13 protein-coding genes are annotated in these 14,374 nt (G+C 53.8%); 4 read left to right on the top strand and 9 right to left on the bottom strand.

The annotated features are described in order from the left end of the window. Position 1: 1 nt before the first annotated feature. The 8 genes from rffA to trxA form a co-directional block, all read right to left on the bottom strand. A complete protein-coding gene (gene rffA / locus E3U32_RS11785) occupies positions 2-1,132 on the bottom strand; it encodes a dTDP-4-amino-4,6-dideoxygalactose transaminase (RefSeq protein ID WP_134348945.1) in 1,131 nt (376 codons plus the stop codon). A 4-nt stretch (positions 1,133-1,136) separates the two neighbouring features. Beyond that, entirely contained in the window at positions 1,137-1,814 is a 678-nt protein-coding gene (gene rffC, locus E3U32_RS11780) for a dTDP-4-amino-4,6-dideoxy-D-galactose acyltransferase (protein ID WP_134348944.1), read from the bottom strand. After that, complete coding sequence (gene wecC, locus E3U32_RS11775; protein ID WP_134348943.1) at positions 1,811-3,073, bottom strand: UDP-N-acetyl-D-mannosamine dehydrogenase; 1,263 nt, start codon at positions 3,071-3,073, stop codon at positions 1,811-1,813. Before wecC ends, rffC begins: the two co-directional genes overlap by 4 nt. Further along, positions 3,070-4,200 (bottom strand): non-hydrolyzing UDP-N-acetylglucosamine 2-epimerase, encoded by a 1,131-nt coding sequence (gene wecB, locus E3U32_RS11770; protein ID WP_134348942.1) that lies wholly within the window; start codon positions 4,198-4,200, stop codon positions 3,070-3,072. The genes wecC and wecB overlap by 4 nt, the downstream gene beginning before the upstream one ends. A 56-nt stretch (positions 4,201-4,256) precedes the next feature. Beyond that, positions 4,257-5,303: an ECA polysaccharide chain length modulation protein gene (gene wzzE / locus E3U32_RS11765; protein ID WP_134348941.1), complete on the bottom strand. Its 1,047-nt coding sequence runs from the start codon at positions 5,301-5,303 to the stop codon at positions 4,257-4,259. A 13-nt stretch (positions 5,304-5,316) separates the two neighbouring features. Beyond that, positions 5,317-6,420: a UDP-N-acetylglucosamine--undecaprenyl-phosphate N-acetylglucosaminephosphotransferase gene (gene wecA, locus E3U32_RS11760; protein ID WP_134348940.1), complete on the bottom strand. Its 1,104-nt coding sequence runs from the start codon at positions 6,418-6,420 to the stop codon at positions 5,317-5,319. 241 nt (positions 6,421-6,661) lie between these two features. Beyond that, positions 6,662-7,921 carry a transcription termination factor Rho gene (rho, locus tag E3U32_RS11755; protein WP_134348939.1) on the bottom strand — a complete coding sequence of 420 codons (1,260 nt, stop codon included), beginning with the start codon at positions 7,919-7,921 and terminating at the stop codon, positions 6,662-6,664. A 345-nt stretch (positions 7,922-8,266) separates the two neighbouring features. Further along, positions 8,267-8,596, bottom strand: coding sequence for a thioredoxin TrxA (gene trxA / locus E3U32_RS11750; RefSeq protein ID WP_006179218.1), 330 nt, complete (start codon positions 8,594-8,596; stop codon positions 8,267-8,269). Positions 8,597-8,740: 144 nt separating this feature from the next. On the opposite strand from trxA, the gene rhlB reads away from it, so the two are divergent. Both rhlB and gppA read left to right on the top strand, forming a co-directional pair. Then, a complete protein-coding gene (gene rhlB, locus E3U32_RS11745; RefSeq protein WP_047345477.1) occupies positions 8,741-10,009 on the top strand; it encodes an ATP-dependent RNA helicase RhlB in 1,269 nt (422 codons plus the stop codon). A gap of 6 nt (positions 10,010-10,015) precedes the next feature. After that, the gene (gene gppA, locus E3U32_RS11740; RefSeq protein ID WP_134348938.1) at positions 10,016-11,500 is read left to right on the top strand and encodes a guanosine-5'-triphosphate,3'-diphosphate diphosphatase; all 1,485 of its coding nucleotides are present in this window, start codon (positions 10,016-10,018) and stop codon (positions 11,498-11,500) included. A gap of 57 nt (positions 11,501-11,557) precedes the next feature. On the opposite strand, the gene rep is transcribed toward gppA, so the two are convergent. Beyond that, the gene (rep, locus tag E3U32_RS11735) at positions 11,558-13,582 is read right to left on the bottom strand and encodes a DNA helicase Rep (protein WP_134348937.1); all 2,025 of its coding nucleotides are present in this window, start codon (positions 13,580-13,582) and stop codon (positions 11,558-11,560) included. 112 nt (positions 13,583-13,694) lie between these two features. Between rep and ppiC (E3U32_RS11730) the strand changes: the two genes are divergently transcribed. Together ppiC (E3U32_RS11730) and ppiC (E3U32_RS11725) are read left to right on the top strand one after the other, a co-directional pair. Continuing rightward, positions 13,695-13,976 (top strand): peptidylprolyl isomerase PpiC, encoded by a 282-nt coding sequence (gene ppiC / locus E3U32_RS11730; RefSeq protein ID WP_134348936.1) that lies wholly within the window; start codon positions 13,695-13,697, stop codon positions 13,974-13,976. Between the two features lie 50 nt (positions 13,977-14,026). Further along, positions 14,027-14,308 (top strand): peptidylprolyl isomerase PpiC, encoded by a 282-nt coding sequence (ppiC, locus tag E3U32_RS11725; protein ID WP_023309650.1) that lies wholly within the window; start codon positions 14,027-14,029, stop codon positions 14,306-14,308. Positions 14,309-14,374 lie beyond the last annotated feature (66 nt).

Genomic DNA, 14,374 nt, shown 5'->3' with positions numbered 1-14,374 from the left:
ATCAGCCGAAATAGCTCAGAAGGGTATTGATCACCGTACGCTGGTTAACTGGCGCGAGGTTATAGAACAGTGGCAGGCGAAGCAAACGCTCACTTTCTTTGGTAGTGTAGCGATCTTCACCCGCAAACGTGCCAAACGCTTCTCCGGCCGGACTGGAATGCAGCGGGATATAGTGGAACACCGCCATAATTTCGGCTTCTTTCAGCCAGGCGATGAGCTGGCTACGGTCGTCGTTATCGCGCAGCTTGATGTAGAACATGTGGGCATTGTGGACGCAGTCTGCCGGGATGGTTGGCAGTTCAATACGCCCGGCTTTTGCCAGAGGCTCAAGCGCATCGTAATACGTTTGCCACAGGGAAAGACGCTGAAGGTTGATACGTTCCGCCGCTTCCAGCTGCGCCCACAGGTACGCCGCCTGCAGATCCGCCATCAGATAGCTTGAGCCAATATCGCGCCAGGTGTATTTGTCTACCTGCCCGCGGAAGAACTGGCTGCGGTTGGTGCCTTTTTCGCGGATCACTTCCGCACGCTCAACCAGCGCGCGATCGTTAATCAGCGTCGCACCACCTTCTCCACCCGCGGTGTAGTTTTTAGTTTCGTGGAAGCTAAAGCAGCCGATGTGACCGATGGTACCCAGCGCACGTCCCTTGTAGGTGGACATCACACCCTGCGCAGCATCTTCCACCACATACAGGTTATGTTTTTTGGCGAGCGCCATGATGGTGTCCATTTCACAGGCCACGCCCGCGTAGTGAACCGGAACAATCGCTCGCGTTTTGTCAGTGATCGCCGCTTCAATCAGCGTCTCATCAATGTTCATGGTATCCGGGCGGATATCCACAAAGACGATTTTCGCCCCGCGCAGGACAAACGCGTTCGCCGTGGAGACGAAGGTATAACTCGGCATAATCACTTCATCACCGGGCTGGATATCCAACAACAGGGCCGCCATTTCCAGCGATGCCGTACAGGACGGAGTCAGCAGCACTTTGGCACTGCGAAAACGCTGCTCCATCCACTGCTGACAGCGACGGGTAAAACCGCCGTCACCGCAGAGTTTGCCGCTGCCCATGGCAGACTGCATATAGTCGAGTTCAGTTCCGACGACGGGGGGTGCGTTAAATGGAATCATCTTGTCACCTGTATAACCAGTAGGCGGTGGCGTCGATGTTGGCACCACTCGCAATATAACGTTTAAGCGCGGCGGTGTTACCCACCTGGGTCGCCACCCGCAGCGTCACGAGCTTTTGCTGCTGCGCCCAGTGCAGCGCTGCCTGCATCAGTTTCTCACCCATGCCACGCCCGGCTAATAAGCCAATACGCGCCTCGCGCTCGTTGAGCTTACGCAGCGAGACAAATCCCTGGATCTGACCGTCCGCTGCACGAAAAACCAGGCAGACATGGTCGAACGTGCCTTTGACCGCATTCTCCACCCACTGGGCGTAGAAACGTCCGCTATCGTCAGGTGCGTACCAGGGCGCGCGAAAGCGGCTCTGCGCGAACGCCTGGGCCGCTATCTGACGCAGCACGGGAATATCCCGTTCGGTTGCCATTTCCGCGCCGGATGCATCGTGGCGGGAAAGGGTAATGGAAAGGTCTACCTCACCTTCAACCAGCTGAAAACCGTGGTGCTGGAGCGCGTCAAGCAGGTCAGCACGGTCCGCCGGGATCTTAGCCTGCACCCGTTGCCAGGCGGTAAAATCCGATTCAGTCAGTACTGGCGCATCGTTGCGCAGGCGCACGATAGCCGACGGCAGGCCGAAAAAGGTACTCTCCCATTGCAGAGGCTCGAGTACCCCATTCAGGTTGCTCACCGCCAGACGCCTTTGGTATCCACAATATACTGCTGACGAACAGCAGTACCGGGCATCGCTTTAAATTCTTTATGATCCACCAGCAGCACCAGCACATCCGCCGTCGCCAGCGCATCGTCCAGCGCTGTCAGCGTGCAGTGGCCTGCCAGTTTTGCCGGGAGCTCATGAATGTTTGGCTCGACCACCAGCGTTTCGCCCTTATGCCATTCGGCAATCATCTCAGCAATTTCCATTGCCGGGCTTTCGCGCAGGTCGTCAATGTTCGGTTTAAATGCCAGACCAAAGCAGGCAATTTTCAGCTCGCTGGCGCGCTTGCCGCTCTCTGCCAGACAATCCGCCACCGTGGTTTTTACCTGATTGAGCACCCAGTGAGGTTTGCTGTCGTTCACTTCACGCGCGGTGCGGATCAGACGAGCCTGTGCAGGATTCTGCGCCACGATAAACCATGGGTCGACGGCGATACAGTGTCCGCCCACGCCCGGACCAGGCTGGAGAATGTTTACGCGCGGATGGCGATTGGCCAGGCTGATCAACTCCCAGACGTTAATTCCCTGATCGGCGCAAATCAGCGACAGTTCATTCGCGAAGGCGATATTCACGTCCCGGAAGCTGTTTTCCGTCAGCTTGCACATCTCAGCGGTGCGGGAGTTGGTCACCACGCATTCGCCTTCGAGGAAAATCTTGTACAGCGCGCTGGCACGTTCGGAACAGACTGGCGTCATTCCGCCAATGACGCGGTCGTTTTTAATCAGTTCCACCATGACCTGGCCCGGCAGCACGCGCTCCGGACAGTAGGCGATATTGATATCGGCCTGCTCGCCCGCCTGCTGCGGGAAGCGTAAATCAGGGCGCGCTTCGGCCAGCCACTGTGCCATCTGCTCGGTAGCACCGACGGGAGAGGTCGACTCCAGAATCACCAGTGCCCCTTTCTTCAGCACAGGTGCAATGGATTTCGCTGCCGCCTCGACGAAGGCCATGTCGGGCTCGTGGTCACCTTTAAAGGGCGTTGGAACGGCAATCAGGTACGCATCCGCTTCAACAGGTGTTGTACTGGCACGCAGGAAACCTCCATCCACCGCTTCTTTCACCACACGGTCGAGATCGGGCTCCACAATATGAATTTCGCCACGGTTAATGGTTTCCACCGCGCGGGCGTTGATATCCACACCGACAACCTGTTTTTGACGAGAGGCAAACGCCGCCGCGGTGGGCAAGCCGATGTAGCCAAGACCAATGACAGAGATGGTAGTAAAACTCATAGCGATACCCGATTGTTTTTAAGTGCATGCAAAATACGGCCACAAGCCTGCCCGTCACCATAAGGATTATGGGCTCGGCTCATCGCCTGATACGCTTCATCGTCGTGCAGGAGGCGCGTGACCTCTTCGACAATCAACTGTGTGTTGGTTCCGACCAGGCGCACGGTTCCCGCTTTGACGGCTTCCGGACGCTCGGTCGTTTCACGCATCACCAGCACCGGTTTACCGAGAGAAGGCGCTTCTTCCTGAATTCCGCCGGAATCGGTGAGGATCAGCCAGGCATGGTTCATCAGCCAGACAAACGGCATGTAGTCCTGCGGTTCAATCAGTAGGACATTGTCGACATGGCCCAGAATGCGGTTAACCGGCTCGCTGACGTTAGGGTTGAGATGCACCGGATAGACAATCTGCACATCTTCATTCTGCGCGGCAATTTCAGCCAGCGCATGGCAGATTTGCTCAAAACCCCGGCCAAAGCTCTCGCGGCGGTGACCGGTGACCAGGATGGTTTTTTTACCGTTGTGCAGGAAGGGATAGCGGGCAGCGAGGTCTTGCTGAAGGGAGCTATTTGCCAATATACGGTCACGAACTCCTATCAAAGCATCAATAACCGTATTGCCGGTCACAAAGATTTTGTTCTCAGCGATATTTTCACGCAGCAGGTTCTGGCGGGAATTTTCCGTTGGCGCAAAATGGTACATCGCCAGATGACCGGTTAGCGTACGGTTGGCCTCCTCCGGCCACGGTGAATAAAGATTGCCGGTGCGCAGACCTGCCTCAACATGTCCCACGGGAATACGCTGATAAAATGCGGCCAGGCTTGTCGCCACGGTGGTGGTGGTGTCACCGTGGACCAGCACCACGTCAGGCTTGAATGACTCCAGGATCGGCTTAAGCTCTTGCAGAATGCGACAGGTTATCTCCGTCAACCCCTGTCCCGGTTTCATAATATTAAGATCGTAATCCGGGACGATGGAAAAGAGCGTTAAGACCTGATCGAGCATCTCACGGTGTTGGGCAGTGACGCACACTTTCGCTTCTATATCAGGATCGCTGGCCAGCGCATGAACCAGAGGCGCCATTTTTATGGCCTCCGGCCTGGTGCCAAATACGGTAAGTACTTTCACATCGATTCTCTTCGATTAGGCGATGAAGGCCGTAACCTTCATCGTAAACGGCGTTCTTAGTTTCTGCGACGACGCGTTAACGCCACGCCAGCGCCCGTCAGTGCACCCACAATGCCCCACATAATCATCAGGAATGCACGACGCGGGCTATCGCGTTTTACAGGCTCTTCAGGCGTTCGCAAATAACGATAGGTCTGAAAACGTGGATCCAGGGATGGACCTACATTCAGCGTATTGAGCATCGCACGATTTTGATCGTAATCGAGGTCAAAATCGGGGCCAACGGCCTGGAGGTTTTCCAGGCGTGCCTGCAGCATTGGGCGACCAAGGAGGAACATCTCTGAGTCAGGCAGTTCATCAGCCGGCACGTCAGTCTCAGTACGGGAAATATTGTGCTGTTCAGCAATCTTAAGCGCCTGCTCAATATTGTGTACGCGGCGAGCAAAAATGGCTTTTGCCACCTCTTCCTGACGTTTGACCTGTGCTTTCATCTGGATAGTACGAGCTGCCCAGGCACCATTTAACTCTTCATTGAGATGGCTTGCGGCACGCTGGCTGGCAAACGCGACATACTGGCGCAACAGGTTGTTGGCATCCGGCGCGGTTTCTGCAATCAGCTTGACGCTATCATTCACGTTACGCAGCGCATCGCCCGGCATAAACTGAATATTGTTAATCAGATCGTCCAACAGCGCGGCATCAACCTTGCTGTTACCCACCATGCGTTGCTTGTAATAATCCGTCTGGGACCAGAAATCGCGGCGCGTATCCCACGAAGCCAGTTGCATCACAAATTCTTTATAAGCTTCATCCATAACGGAGGCCTGGTCTGGCGTGGCAAGACTGGCTTTGATATCCAGGTTTCGCAGGAATTGCTGCTGGGAATAGTATCCCCCAAGCATGTTAACCGTTGGTCTGTCTGTGATTGCCGTGGCGCTCCACTCTTGTTTTGCAAAGAAAGTGTAGGCCAGCGCTAACAGTGCAAACCCCAGCGCGATCCCCGCAATCCAAAGTTTGCCTGCCCATAACACGCGAAACAAACCGCGAATATCCAGTTCATTCTCAGTTACCACTGATTTCGCTCCCGCCAACGGTTGAGTCATCATAGTCCCGGTTTTACTTAGTTAATGTTGTATTTTTGCCACTGTTACGACGCATCCTGCGTTTAATGCGTTTTACGAATCGCGCTACTTTCCATGCGCGCTTAATGCAGTAGCCATAGAGTGAAAAAGCAAGCAAGAACAATACCAACATGGCCCACTCAGGCACAAAATGAGTATATTCCGCCGTCACGCCAACCCCCGCAAGAATAGCAGCCGCCAGTGTAATAAGCACAAATGCCTGCCGAGAAGTGAATCCAGCTCGCATGATCAAATGATGAATATGCTGACGGTCAGCAGAGAAAGGACTCATCCCTTTACGTAGACGACGATACATAATCGCGACCATATCCATTAAAGGGATAGCGATAATCCATAACGCCGTTACCGGGCTGATCGGGTGTACGTTACCCTGAGTGGTTTCCAACAAGATCCAGATGATAGTAAAACCGATAAGCGTGCTGCCCGCATCACCCATAAATACTTTATAGCGCCGACCCAAAGCACCAAGATTTAACAAGATATAAGGCAGGATGGCCGCAATCATGGCGAAACACCACATCGCAAGGCTATATTGTCCATCGAACCATAAAATGAAACCTATTGCAGCAAATGAGACGCAGGACAATCCGCCCAGCAAACCATCAATACCGTCAACCATGTTGAAGGCATTAATCGCCACCCATACCGCAAAAAGTGTCAGAAAATAGCCGAACGGGCCGAGCACCATCTCCCAGGAACCAAATATATAGCCCAGACTACTCAAATGTAACTTTGCGAATACCATCATGGCGATAGCGACCGCAGCCTGGACGAAGGCGCGGATTTTGACGCTAATATCGTAACGATCGTCAAGAGCACCAACCACGACAAGTATCGTCGCGCAGGTCAGGTACAACCGGGCATGCGGAATGTAGTAATCAGCGATTGCAAATGTAAAGCAGATACCCGCGAAAACAGAAATACCCCCGACCAGAGGAATCATACCTTGATGGCGCTTACGGAAGTTGGGTTTATCCACTAATCCCAGATATTTCGCCACCTTACGGGCCAAAAACAAAAAGCAGGTGGTAAACAAGAAAATACTGGTTAGCTCAGTAAACGTATCAAGTAGGTTCACAATGGATGTTCTCAACAAATGTTAGTCAAGGAAGTATAACCATGAAGGCGCTGAGCCTGAAGGTATAAAGTAAACCTCTCACAATTCCATTTGTTTATTATTCAAGCTATTAATGTTTTTACTGTGCGATTAATCTTATTGTCGCACCGACCGGTCAAAATTGGGAGTAGGTGGTACTAGCGTATAGTCCATAAAAGAAAAACGCCACGTAAAAACGTGGCGTTCACTGGCTTTATTTGCGTTACGAGCGTTTCATCATGTCGAAGAAATCGTCGTTTGTTTTGGTCATCGCCAGTTTGTTAATGAGGAACTCCATCGCGTCAATCTCACCCATTGGATGGATGATTTTGCGCAGGATCCACATTTTCTGCAGCTCTTCCTGCGTGGTGAGCAGCTCTTCTTTACGGGTACCGGAACGGTTGTAGTCAATTGCCGGGAAGACGCGTTTCTCAGCAATTTTACGAGAGAGGTGCAGTTCCATGTTACCTGTACCTTTAAACTCTTCGTAAATGACTTCGTCCATTTTGGAACCAGTATCGATCAGCGCCGTCGCGATGATGGTCAGGCTGCCGCCCTCTTCCACGTTACGTGCTGCACCGAAGAAGCGTTTCGGACGATGCAGGGCGTTAGCGTCCACACCACCGGTCAGTACTTTACCGGAAGCCGGGACAACGGTGTTGTAGGCACGCGCCAGACGCGTAATGGAGTCGAGCAGGATGATCACGTCTTTCTTGTGCTCAACCAGGCGTTTCGCCTTCTCGATAACCATTTCTGCGACCTGAACGTGGCGAGATGCCGGTTCATCAAAGGTAGAAGCCACAACTTCACCTTTAACCAGACGCTGCATCTCGGTCACTTCTTCCGGACGTTCGTCAATCAGCAGTACCATCAGCACGCAGTCTGGGTGGTTATAGGCGATGCTCTGCGCGATGTTCTGCAGCAGCATGGTTTTACCCGCTTTTGGCGGCGCCACAATCAGGCCACGCTGACCACGACCAATTGGTGAGGCCAGATCCAGAACGCGAGCGGTTAAGTCTTCGGTAGAACCGTTACCACGCTCCATGCGCAGACGAGAGTTCGCATGCAGCGGCGTTAAGTTCTCAAAGAGGATCTTATTACGCGAGTTTTCCGGTTTGTCGTAGTTAACTTCGTTAACTTTCAACAACGCAAAGTAGCGTTCACCCTCTTTAGGAGGACGAATCTTACCTGAAATGGTGTCACCAGTGCGGAGGTTGAAACGGCGGATTTGGCTAGGGGATACGTAGATGTCGTCAGGGCCGGCGAGGTAGGAGCTGTCTGCAGAGCGGAGGAAACCAAATCCGTCTTGCAATATCTCCAGCACACCGTCGCCAAAGATATCTTCGCCACTCTTAGCGTGCTGCTTCAGGATGGCGAAAATGATGTCCTGCTTGCGCATACGAGCCTGGTTTTCCAGCCCCATATTTTCGCCGAGAGTGATCAGGTCAGAAACCGGCGTATTCTTTAATTCGGTAAGATTCATAATGGTGTGGGTTCTTAAACTCGGGGTGATTCTCGAACTTAATGTTGTGAATGGTATGGCAGGGTCATCCATGCCTGTTTAGCGGCCATCACCTCATGTCTGTTCGCTGTCTGGTCACAGGGAAAGAACGCAGAACTGAAACGACAAGACGGATTGAGTGACAAGCCCGGAATTTAGCCACTTCACGCACTGTTTATGTCAACAGCGGGAAGTATCGGGTAAAACAAGATTCAAACAACAAGATATGTTTAAAACGAAGTCATAGCTAACTTAGCACGACTTCAGCCGGGCGTCCAGAGTTCCACATCATTTAGCCAGATGCTCTGGACGCACAGCGGAGAAACCTTACGCCAGGTTAGCGTCCAGGAACTCTTTCAGTTGACCTTTGGACAGCGCGCCCACTTTGGTCGCCGCCACTTCACCGTTTTTGAACAGCAGCAGGGTCGGAATGCCACGGATACCGTATTTTGGTGCGGTGCCCGGGTTCTGGTCGATGTTCAGCTTGGCAACGGTCAGTTTGCCCTGATATTCGTCGGCGATCTCATCCAGAATCGGGGCGATCATTTTGCAAGGACCACACCATTCAGCCCAGAAATCGACGAGGATCAGCCCGTCAGCCTTAAGTACGTCCGTGTCAAAACTGTCGTCAGTCAGGTGAATAATTTTATCGCTCATATATAACTCCACAGGAATAAGCCTGGTACGTTGGTTTTGTCTCCACCAACGACGTGTTGATGTCGCATTAACCAACTAAAGGTTGACTTTATTTCACCGGATACGCTTTCGTAAAGCAATAGTAAGCTGATATTCTACCACACTATGAGCAAAACACATTTAACAGAACAGAAGTTTTCCGACTTCGCCCTGCACGCAAAGGTAATTGAAGCCCTTGAAAATAAAGGGTTTCATAACTGCACGCCCATTCAGGCCCTCGCACTGCCGCTGACGCTGGCCGGTCGCGATGTTGCAGGGCAGGCGCAAACCGGTACTGGCAAAACGATGGCGTTTTTGACGTCAACGTTTCATTATTTACTTTCTCACCCAGCGATTGCAGACCGCAAAGTTAACCAGCCGCGCGCGCTAATTATGGCCCCGACGCGAGAACTGGCGGTACAGATCCACGCAGACGCTGAACCCCTGGCGCAGGCTACCGGCCTCAAGCTTGGCCTGGCCTATGGCGGCGATGGCTACGATAAGCAACTGAAAGTGCTGGAAAGCGGTGTGGATATCCTCATCGGTACCACCGGCCGTCTTATCGATTACGCCAAACAGAACCACATTAACCTTGGCGCAATCCAGGTTGTGGTGCTCGATGAAGCTGACCGCATGTACGATCTGGGCTTCATTAAAGATATCCGCTGGCTGTTCCGCCGTATGCCTCCGGCCAACCAGCGTCTGAATATGCTGTTCTCTGCAACCCTCTCGTACCGCGTTCGCGAACTGGCGTTCGAACAGATGAACAACGCCGAATATGTGGAAGTGGAACCTGAGCAGAAAACGGGTCACCGCATTAAAGAAGAACTCTTCTATCCTTCTAATGAAGAGAAAATGCGTCTGCTGCAAACGTTGATTGAAGAAGAGTGGCCAGATCGCGCCATTATCTTCGCAAACACCAAACACCGTTGTGAAGACATCTGGGGCCATCTGGCTGCAGACGGTCACCGCGTTGGCCTGTTGACCGGCGACGTGGCGCAGAAAAAACGCCTGCGTATTCTCGAAGAGTTTACCCGTGGCGATCTCGATATTCTGGTCGCAACCGACGTGGCAGCACGTGGTTTGCACATTCCAGCCGTGACGCACGTGTTTAACTATGACCTGCCAGACGACTGCGAAGACTATGTACACCGTATCGGTCGTACCGGTCGTGCGGGCGCAAGCGGTCACTCTATTAGCCTTGCGTGTGAAGAGTATGCGCTGAATCTTCCAGCCATTGAGACTTACATCGGTCACTCTATTCCGCAGAGCAAATACAACCCGGAAGCGCTGTTAAGCGAACTGCCGCCGCCTAAGCGTCTTACCCGCCCACGCTCCGGCAATGGTCCGCGCCGTTCAGGCGGCGCACCGCGTAATCGTCGTCGTTCAGGTTAAGAAAATATGCTCAGCTCCACCTCGCTTTATGCGGCAATTGATCTCGGTTCGAATAGTTTTCATATGCTGGTTGTGCGCGAGGTGGCGGGAAGCATACAAACGCTGACGCGCATTAAGCGCAAGGTCCGTCTCGCGGCGGGCCTGAGCAGCAACAATGACCTCTCACCTGAAGCCATGGAACGTGGCTGGCAGTGTCTGCGACTCTTTGCTGAGCGTCTGCAGGATATCCCTCATGCCCAAATCACCGTCGTCGCCACTGCGACACTCCGACTGGCGGTTAACGCCGTGGATTTCATTGCCAGAGCGCAGGAAATTCTGGGTTGTCCGGTTCAGGTTATCAGCGGTGAAGAAGAGGCTCGCCTGATTTATCAGGGTGTTGCACACACCACGGGGGGTGACGATCGCCGCCTGGTGGTGGATATCGGCGGTGCCAGCACAGAACTGGTTACCGGCACCGGCGCGCAGGCGACGTCTCTGTTCAGCCTGTCTATGGGCTGCGTGACCTGGCTTGAACGCTACTTTGCTGACCGGAATCTGGGTAAAGAGAACTTCGACGAGGCAGAAAATGCCGCGCGCGAAGTGTTACGTCCCGTCATGGATGAACTGCGCTGTCACGGCTGGAAAGTCTGCGTGGGTGCGTCGGGTACCGTGCAGGCCCTGCAGGAAATTATGATGGCGCAGGGAATGGACGAGCGGATTACGCTTGCCAAACTTCAGCAGTTGAAACAGCGCGCCATTCAGTGCGGACGACTGGAAGAGCTGGAAATTGAAGGGCTGACGCTTGAACGCGCGCTGGTCTTCCCGAGCGGGCTGGCCATTCTGATTGCGATTTTCACCGAACTCAACATCACCTGTATGACGCTGGCTGGCGGCGCGTTGCGCGAAGGTCTGGTCTATGGGATGTTGCATCTGTCGGTTGATCAGGACATTCGCAGCCGCACCCTGCGCAACGTGCAGCGCCGTTTTCTGGTGGATATCGATCAGGCTGGACGCGTGGCGCAACTGGCGTCACGCTTCGCCGATCAGGTCGCTAACGTGTGGGTTCTTGATCATCTGAGTCGTGATTTATTGCTGAGCGCCTGTGCGCTCCACGAAGTGGGGCTGAGCATTGATTTCAAGCAGGCCCCTGCTCACGCAGCGTATCTGGTGCGTAATCTTGATTTACCGGGCTATACGCCCGCGCAGAAAAAATTGCTGGCAACGCTGCTGCTGAACCAAACCAATGCCGTTGATCTCTCTTCTTTGCATCAGCAAAATGCCGTACCGCCGCGCGTGGCCGAGCATTTGTGCCGCCTGCTGCGTCTGGCGATCCTGTTTGCCAGCCGTCGCCGCGATGATTTACTCCCTGCTATCAACCTGGTTGCCGATGACGAAAAACTGTCTCTGACGCTGCCGGAGAACTGGATTGAAAATCACCCGCTTGGGGCAGAGATGATCGAGCAGGAGTGCCAGTGGCAAAGCTATGTGCACTGGGTGTTGGAAGTAAAGTAAGATAGTGAAAAATGCCGGGTGGCGCTGCGCTTACCCGGCCTACAAGTCCCTCCGGACTTATCCTTTCTCTTTGGCTTTTGCCAGCATGGCGCGAATGTTCGCCACGTTAGCCTGCCCCTTGTGCATACGCTCTTCAGCGGTAATCACTTTGCGCTCCTGTTCCCAGATCAGGTCATCCTGCGGCAGTTCCAGCAGGAAACGGCTCGGCTCCGGGCGCACCAGTTCACCATACTGGCGGCGCTCTTTACACAGCGTAAACGTCAGCTCTTTCTGCGCACGGGTGATCCCCACGTAGGCCAGACGGCGCTCCTCATCGACGTTGTCTTCATCAATGCTGCTCTGGTGCGGTAACAACCCCTCTTCCATGCCGACCAGATATACATACGGGAATTCCAGACCTTTGGACGCATGCAGCGTCATCAGCTGAACCTGATCGGCCTCTTCTTCGCTCTCGCCGCGCTCCATCATATCGCGCAGGGTAAAGCGGGTGACCACCTGCGTCAGGGTCATGGGTTCGTCGATTTCAGAACCTTCCAGCATTTCAGTCATCCAGCTAAACAGCTGGTTCACGTTTTTCATGCGCATCTCAGCCGCTTTCGGGCTGGCTGAGGTTTCGTACAGCCAGGACTCGTAGTCGATGCCGTGGATCAGATCGCGTACAGCGGCAATCGGTTCGCGCTCTGCCAGTCGCTGCACTTCGCCAAGCCAGTGGGTGAATCGCGTTAACGAATCATACCCGCGTCCGGTCAACGTATGGCTCAGCCCCATGTCGAAACTGGCGGTAAACAGGCTTTTGTTGCGCGTCATTGCCCATTCCCCCAGCTTTTGCAGCGTCGCGGGGCCAATTTCGCGTTTTGGCGTATTCACGATGCGCAGAAACGCGCTGTCATCATCCGGGTTAGTGAGCACGCGCAGATAGGCCAGCAGATCTTTGATTTCAGGGCGTGAGAAAAACGAGGTGCCACCGGAAATTTTGTACGGAATGCGGTTCTGCATCAGCATCTTTTCAAAGACGCGCGACTGGTGATTCCCGCGATAGAGGATCGCGTAATCCTTATATTCGGTTTTATTGACGAAGTGGTGAGCGATGAGTTCGCCCGTGACGCGCTCCGCTTCATGCTCTTCATTGTTGGCGCTGAGGACTTTCAGCTCCGTCCCGTAGCCCAGCTCGGAGAACAGGCGCTTCTCAAACACGTGTGGGTTGTTGGCAATCAGAATATTTGCCGCCTTAAGAATGCGCCCCGACGAGCGGTAGTTCTGCTCGAGCTTTATCACCTGCAGCGCCGGAAAATCCTTGCTCAGCAGCACCAGGTTTTGCGGACGCGCGCCGCGCCAGGAGTAAATTGACTGATCGTCATCGCCAACCACGGTGAAACGCGCGCGCTGCCCCACCAGTAGCTTCACCAGCTCGTACTGGCTGGTGTTGGTATCCTGGTATTCATCCACCAGCAGATAGCGAATCTTATTCTGCCAGCGCTCTCGCACCTCTTCATTGCGCTGCAGCAGCAGCGTGGGCAGCAGGATCAGGTCGTCAAAGTCCAGCACGTTACACGCTTTCATATGCGCATCGTACAGACCATAGCAGTGGGCAAAAATTCGATCCCTTTCGCCTTTGGCGATCGCCGTGGCCTGGGCCGGGGTCATCAGATCGTTTTTCCAGTTGGAGATCGTCGAGATCAGCTGCTGCAACAGCACCTTATCATCTTCGATCAATCCCTCGGTGAGCTCTTTGAGCAATGCCACCTGGTCGGTATCATCGAAGAGCGAGAAGTTGGACTTCATCCCCAGGGCCGCATATTCGCGCTTGATGATATCCAGCCCCAGCGTGTGGAACGTAGAGATCATCAGGCCGCGCGCCTCTTTACGCCCCAGCGTCTGGCCGACACGCTCTTTCATCTCACGCGCCGCTTTATTGGTAAAGGTCACTGCCGCAATGTGCCGTGCCTGATAGCCACAGCCGCGGATCAGATGCGCAATTTTGTTGGTGATCACGCGGGTTTTACCCGAACCGGCCCCTGCCAGCACCAGGCATGGTCCAGTAACGAATTCGACCGCTTGTTGTTGTCCAGGGTTTAAACGCATGGGATGGTTGCTCAATCTTCGAACGGGGTGTGGATTGTAGCAGAAAGCCGGACGCAGATTTACCGGCTAATGATAAAGTGGAGAAATCACGATTAACCCGTAGAGCAGAACAATGAAAAAGACCGCAGCAGCCCTGCATATTCTGGTAAAAGAAGAGAAACTGGCTCAGGAGATCCTAACCAAGCTGGAACGCGGCATCAGCTTTGATCATCTGGCAAAGCGCTACTCTAAATGCCCATCCGGGCGCAATGGCGGGGATCTCGGGGAGTTTCAACAAGGTGCGATGGTCGGCCCATTCGATCAGGTGGTCTTTAGCTGCCCGCTTCTGAAGCCCTACGGCCCGGTAAAAACCAAATTTGGCTACCATATCATTAAGGTGCTTTATCGCCGCTGACGCGTGGTATATTGCGCCCGATTTATCTCAACCTATTTCAAGGCACGATCATGGCAAAAACAGCAGCAGCAGTGCATATCCTCGTTAAAGAAGAGAAACTGGCTTTAGATCTTCTGGAGCAGATTAAAAACGGTGCCGACTTCGGTAAGCTGGCGAAGAAGCACTCCATCTGCCCGTCAGGCAAACGCGGCGGTGACCTGGGTGAATTCCGCCAGGGTCAGATGGTTCCGGCGTTCGATAAGGTGGTGTTCTCCTGCCCGGTGCTGGAGCCAACCGGCCCGCTGCATACCCAGTTCGGATACCACATTATCAAAGTGCTGTATCGCAAATAAAAAAGCCGGGTGGCGGCTGCGCCTTACCCGGCCTACATCTTACGGTTTTGTAGGTCGGGTAAGCGA

It is taken from the genome of Lelliottia nimipressuralis, from assembly GCF_004402045.1.
GTDB lineage: Bacteria > Pseudomonadota > Gammaproteobacteria > Enterobacterales > Enterobacteriaceae > Enterobacter > Enterobacter chinensis.
Note: the sequence above shows the minus strand (reverse complement) of the source record. Positions and strands in the feature narration are given on the sequence as shown.